Origin of the sequence: Calidithermus chliarophilus DSM 9957, assembly GCF_000430045.1 — a bacterium.
GTDB classification, from domain to species: Bacteria; Deinococcota; Deinococci; order Deinococcales; family Thermaceae; genus Calidithermus; species Calidithermus chliarophilus.
Genome location: NZ_KE387023.1, coordinates 2,773,353 through 2,779,534, shown reverse-complemented (window position 1 = coordinate 2,779,534; position 6,182 = coordinate 2,773,353). Strand labels below are relative to the sequence as shown.

Sequence of the window (6,182 nt, the reverse complement as noted above, 5' to 3'; positions counted from 1 at the left end):
GGGGAAGTCCAGCCAGGGGGGGAGATGGGGGGAGGCCGAGGCCCGGTAGCGCCACACCTCCCCGTCACGGAGTTCTTCCCACTGGACGATGCTTTCCCCGGGCAGGGGATGCTCGTCCAGGCAAGCGAACAGCCACTCTACCGCCTCCAACGCCCGGGCTTGGTTGGCCCTCAGGCTCAGCAGGTAATCCCCCCCTTAGCCCGGATGGCTTCGGCCACCCGGGGGTAGAGGAAGCCCGCGTCGGCCACCACCACCCGACCGGCTAAACCCTCCAGCCCCATGCGCTCCAGCAGACCCAGCAAGGCCTCATCCTCCGCCCACCGACTTGGGCCTGGGCCAGGCTGTGGCGGGCTTGCTCACACCACAGCTCCACCACCCGCACCACCGGGCTCTCGCCTTTAGCACTCCCCCGCAAGACCTTGCCATCCGCGACCAGGGCAGAGGTAGTAGCGGTAGAGGTAGGGAAAGAGGCGGGAAGGGGGAGTTCGGGAAAGACCTGTTGCAGGGCTGAACCCCAGCGCTTGCGGGTCCAAGCGGCGGATGAGCTGGGCGATTGAGCTGCGTCCTGGGGCCTTGCGCAAGCCCAGGGGCTTACACAGGAAGGGATTGGCTTGGGCAAAGCGGGCCACACCCCGCAGGGAGTCCACCCGGCACACAAAGGCCACCAGCACCAATGCCACCACCCCCACAGCGGATAGCGCCGGTTCTGGTAGCGTGGATCGTCCAATGAGGCTAAGGCTTCGCGTAAGTTCATGCCTCTATCTAGCCTCAACCCTGAATAACGGTCAAGTCTGTAAGATGTCCAGACCGATTGACCTGGCGTTGTGGTTGGGGTGGTTCAGCCACCGGATCGCCGTCTGTTGAGCCCTCTGCTCATCAAGACCCACCAGGGCGTGGATAGCCCATATCCCTTCGTATCCGAAATCTCCCGTTAACTTCTCTAGAACCTTCAACAGCATCGCCTTTTTGAGCCTACGGCTGACTAATGCCAACTGCATTGCAGACGTGTAGGGGCTGTCTCGATTCACGATCGATCGAACTATTCTCTCAGCGTCCATTTCATCCATAGCTGCCTGCTCCGCATGAAGCCCTAGCGAACTTCCGCTGGGAGAAAGCGGCCTTCACGCCACTCGAGTCGCAGCAAGTTGATCTGTTCGGCAGGCCTTAGTGTTCCTGGGAAGATGGAGGTGGGTATAAAGGCCACAACACGAACCGTGGTCCCTACGCGCGGGAGAAGGTAAACAAATTGATAATCACGGGGTTTACCTCGTTGCACCATTTTCGCGATGAGCAGGGATTCCAGCCGTGCTCTGGGGAGTACAACTTTAGAAGTCATGTCTTCCCAATCGCTTTCGAAATGTCGATACCGAACAAATCGAAGCGTTTGGTTGCCTGAGTATATGTCGTAATCGCTGATACCAATGATAACGCTGTTGCCTGGAGCGTACCAGACCACAAACTCACTAAAAGCAGATTCTTCAATCACATAGCTGAGGTACCCATTAGGAACATCCAAAACGAGCCTTCCGAGAACTCCGGGAACGTGTCTTTGATCAAGAATATGCTTCCTGAAGGCCAAGATGGTATTTGGTGCTAGCGGTGCATCAGGATTAAACGCGAACGCCGTGGAAACAAGATATTTTTCCGGAATCCTTAAGAAATAATCTCTTACATTCATCGAAGCTGCCTTCGTATAACCCCCAATGGTGAGGAGTATCAGCCATATGAGAACGACCCCCGGACAGGGTAGCTGGCGTGCGAATAGTGTGGTCATGGCTCCCCCAAAGCTTCCTACCTGTGGACAATTGCAGCAATCCAGAGCATTCGCCGAATCGCTACCTGCTCCCAGGGCCAGAGGTTGTCGTTGCCCCTGGCCCCTGCCCGGTTTCACCGCTCCTGGAGTTGAGGTTTTGGCCCCAAGAGTAGCTGAATGGGCGCAACGTGATCGGCCCGCCGAAGGGATCGTCCACAATTAGCCCTTGCTCCCTCACGTCTTGAAGTCGGACGATGTGGCCTTAGCTCAGAACACCGGCTGGGCAGGCAGGAACCCATCTCCACTCCATCGAATATGCATTAGAAGCAGACTGCTCTCGGGAAATCCATCGTAGTCCTTATCGAGTAAAGCGCATATTGCTATGGTTGTGCCAGCTCTAGGTAAGCGGTACGCGAAACCCTTAAACATTCTCTGCGAAATACTCGAATTTTCTATGCTAAGCAGAAAGTATCGCTTCAAGATCGCTTCTGGGACGACGACTGAGCTGGTAATATCGTCATACCTACCATTCAAGTATTTTAGTAAAATGAATTTACTTATTGATCCATCACTATGTGGGTTGAGAACACTGATCCCTATAAAATCCTGCCCACTTCTTGTCTTCCATATGGTAAATTCCCCTATGTGATCCTCTACGGAAATGCTGATGTACTGATTCCGTAGGTCAACACGCACCAGGGTGGGCGGCCCCCGTAAGCAGTTGTCTGTTTTGAGATTGAGTAAGCATTGGCGATCATTGGTATAAAATATGGAATGAGGTCCAATCTCCACTTTTCTTAGATAAACCTTCGGCACCCTTAAGAAGTGATCCACAACACTTAGAGAGCTAGCCATCACCGGCACCGAAAAAGACAAGACAATTAAAATGAAAAAGAGTAGTGGCTTCGAGTATAGTCGTTGGAAACGCTGGGGAAAAGTATGCCCACTCATAGAGTTCATCTCTTTGAGATGGCTGACGCCCAGAAAACGCCCCGCTCCTTCAAGAACGACCATGACCCGAGGTTGTCTTCTCCCATAGCTCCACTTTCTTTATCCATCCTCCAGGGGGACATCCCTCGGATCTCGGCAGCCGCTGCCGGAAAATCACCGCCCCGTAGGACATGGGGAACCCATGTCACTCCTCCGAGGGCTCGAAGGAGAACCGGCCCTGCCGCCACACCAGCCTCCCCAGAAAGAGCGCATGGTCCCACAAGCCCTGTCTCGGCTGGTCGGTGTAGGCCATGAGCGGCCGGTCGGTGTAGACCCGCGCGATGACCCTAATATCGGGACGTTCGGTCAGCGGATGGTACTCGAAGCGGTAGAGCCTCACCCGCCCCTGCTCACGCCCGAGCCTCTTCAGCATCAGCGCCCTGAGCCGCTCCGCGGGCACCAGCACGGACGCGGAAATGTCCCTCCACCGGCCGCCCCTGACCTCGAAGAACCGGATGCGCTGCGGCCTCTCGCCGTAGGGGAGGTTGCTCACGGCGACGACCCCCCTGGCCGAGTCGACCCTCCACACCACGAACTCGTGGGACCCCGAGTCCTCAACCTCACCCTCCTGGATGGGGAAGTCCCTGGACTCCCTCAGCCGCGCGTGCAAAACCGTCCCGCTCACCTCGATTAAATCGCCCTCCTCGCGGAAGTGGCCGAAATCCGGCTGCAGCATGTCGCGGCGTTTGAGGATCTCTCGCCTGCGGTCGGCGCAGCGCTCGTCGGGCGCGAGGTCGGTGCAGAAGGCGAACCAGCCCGAGGAGTCGCGGAAGACCTGATCCGGCGCCCTCAGGAAGAGCTCGAAGACGCTGCCGAGGGGGGCCCGTCCCTTCCCCGCCCTCATGAGCAGCAGGCCGAGCGAAAGCGTCGCGAACAGCACAACCGTGAGCCTCAACCATCGCATGGCTTACCCCCTACCCCCGCTCGATCGCCACGATCCACCACATAAAACAGGCACTCATTCCGCTTTCCTCAAGTCAAATCGCTCTCCGCGCCATATCAGGTTGAATACCTTGACTCGAGGGCTTGCCATATAAACGGCAATGGTGGTTCCCACTCGAGGTATTTCGTAAAAAGGTCTTGGTAAGACAGTTGCCTCCGGGTCGCTCCGCTTGAGCGTCTCATAAGCGTCCAGCATCATCTGAGCGGTTATCTTGGGCAGTACCTGATCTGTAACATCGACCCAGGCACCATTTTTGTACCTCAGGAAATGGAGGGTCACATTTTTGCAGGATGCGGCCGTGCATCCATTGATTGAGAGGCCGATAAGAGGCTCCTGACCTTTTGCCCTCCACACTGCCATCTCAAACACAAGCTCCCACTGGCTGCTCGAGGCCATCAGGTATTCATTTCGCATATCAATTGCCATTTCGTAAGTGATGCCTGAAATTGTTCTCTCTATATACCCAGTTCGCCTTGAAGCAATGGCTAAATCTTCCCTGATGCCGTGGGGAATCAATGCAGCATCACCAGAAAGTAACGTGAAGTACCTATCGGGTAGAAGTTTGAAGTAATCAGCCACAGTCATCTGCTTTGATTGGGCGAAAGCCGAAACAGATAGGACTGATAAAAGGATGGGTAGGACTATCCAATGAAACGTAGAAGGGAGGTGCTTCATGTTTTTCGCCTACTTTCCCCTCACGGCAACAATCCATCGCATCGAATGCTTGGAGACATCCGACCACTTCCATAACACGTCTTCTCCTCTCGCACCCGCTAGCTCTTGGGATTTATCCGCATTCTTCAGACTATTCGCTTGCTGCCAATTCTCTCCATAATCCCATTTAGCTCCAGGAAATAGTCTGACCAATCCATAAGGATCATCTACTATCAGACCCTCCTCGGATACTTTCTGAACCCTGACTATGTGCCCGCCTATACTCATCATGATCGAGTGACCCTTAGCTAGATGGGGCAACACGTTTTTTTCCCACCATTCTTTGTCGCGTTGACCACTTCCAACGTCTTCAACATATCCTCCCATAGCCTCAATCACGCTTTGCCAGCCGGCCCTCGATTCTCGGTGATAACTGATACGGATTGCTTTTTCCATCTCCGGATTGGCCTTAACTTTTGCATCAGCTATTTTTCGCCTCAGGTGTTCCAAATAATCCTCAAATTGAGGGAAGTTCTTGGGGTCAGGATTCCCAATACCCAGTTGCTCTAGAGCCATTGCGGCTGATGTCAAGTTACACATCACGTCCCCAAGGGGTTTACCAACCCGTTCAGCCCGCATATCACCGAAAGGGGTATATTTCTCGTCCTCCTCGCGCCCAATACTTGAGTTATTCCTTTGATTGCGGTAAGAAACCTTGCTCTGCAACAGCAGGTATAAGTCACCCCGCTTTTTTGCATCCGGCTCCTGGGCGATGAGGCCTCGAGCCCGCCGTATCTGTTCGACCGTGTAGCGTGGGGTAAATTGTTCGATTCCCATGAGCTCATCCAGGGCATCCGGGGCACCGTTGCCGTCCTGGCGCGCCTGTCTGGTCGCGGGTTCAGGTGCAGGGGTGTAAAAGGCCACGAGTTCCCGGCTGCGGACAACCCTCCCGTTGCGGTCTAGCTCGAGCCAATCCGCTACCAGCCGGTCTCCCTTGTCGCCCTGAACGCTGCCAACCAGCTTGCGCACGGGTTGTTTGCCCGAGTAAGCCACCAGGTTGAGCACCCCGCCGGGAGTGATCCTGCCTATCAGGTCGAAGGAGCCCTCCCCCTTCTCCCAGGTGCTGCTGGAGTAACCGATTACCTTGTCGCCGAAGGGGCGGTCGAGCTCGAGGTGGATTGGCACCTGCCCCGCGATCTGGCCCACGAAGTGCCGGGGCTTGGGCCAGACCCTCTGGAGGGGTTGGGTCGCCTGGGACGCTTGGGGAGGGGGCGAGGCGACGGTGGCCTGCGGAGATGGTTTGGAGGAAGGTTGCGTGGGCTGTTTGGCCTGGGGAGGGGCTGGCGGTTTGGGAGGTGGGGGCGGTGGCGCGGCGGCGGTCGGGGTAGAAGTTTGGGTGGGGGGAGGGTTGGTGAGCCTCCGCTCCAACAGCGGTTTTTCAGAAGGGTTTAGCTTCAGGCCGACGTGGTCGGGCATGTCCTTTGCCTCCCCCGTGCAGCGGAGGATGGTGAGGGGTTGCCCGCTGCGGGGGTCGTGGCGGATGCCCTGGACGCTGAAGCGGATGCTGGGACCGGCGGGATCGTAGCTGGCCGGGCCTTCACCGTACCAGCCTCGAGTGCCGAAGATGGGCTGGCAGAAAACCCACAGGCGAGCTGTGCCGGCTGGGTGGTCGTATTCGAGGAAATAACGGGCGTTATAGCCGCTGAGGTAACCTCCCCAGTGCCCCTGCCAGCGTGGTTTACGGCTAAAGTCATAGCCTGAAAGCCGGGGGACTGGCTGGCTCCAGTCGAAGGAGCTCTCAGTTAACATGCAACCATTCTAAGCTCAACTGGAGCCATTCTG

The 6,182-nt window shown here is 56.5% G+C and carries 6 protein-coding genes; all 6 read right to left on the bottom strand.

Features of this window, described 5'->3' with window-relative positions:
- Positions 1–176: 176 nt before the first annotated feature.
- Positions 177–302: a hypothetical protein gene (locus MEICH_RS30490; RefSeq protein ID WP_275052620.1), complete on the bottom strand. Its 126-nt coding sequence runs from the start codon at positions 300–302 to the stop codon at positions 177–179.
- Positions 303–785: 483 nt separating this feature from the next.
- A complete protein-coding gene (locus MEICH_RS28775; RefSeq protein ID WP_157202778.1) occupies positions 786–1,067 on the bottom strand; it encodes a hypothetical protein in 282 nt (93 codons plus the stop codon).
- 23 nt (positions 1,068–1,090) lie between these two features.
- Positions 1,091–1,774 (bottom strand): hypothetical protein, encoded by a 684-nt coding sequence (locus MEICH_RS28770; RefSeq protein ID WP_157202777.1) that lies wholly within the window; start codon positions 1,772–1,774, stop codon positions 1,091–1,093.
- Positions 1,775–2,888: 1,114 nt separating this feature from the next.
- Complete coding sequence (locus tag MEICH_RS27225) at positions 2,889–3,623, bottom strand: hypothetical protein (RefSeq protein WP_027893061.1); 735 nt, start codon at positions 3,621–3,623, stop codon at positions 2,889–2,891.
- 78 nt (positions 3,624–3,701) lie between these two features.
- The gene (locus MEICH_RS28765) at positions 3,702–4,361 is read right to left on the bottom strand and encodes a hypothetical protein (protein WP_157202775.1); all 660 of its coding nucleotides are present in this window, start codon (positions 4,359–4,361) and stop codon (positions 3,702–3,704) included.
- Between the two features lie 9 nt (positions 4,362–4,370).
- Complete coding sequence (locus tag MEICH_RS28065) at positions 4,371–6,149, bottom strand: C39 family peptidase (protein ID WP_084542302.1); 1,779 nt, start codon at positions 6,147–6,149, stop codon at positions 4,371–4,373.
- Between the last annotated feature and the right edge of the window lie 33 nt (positions 6,150–6,182).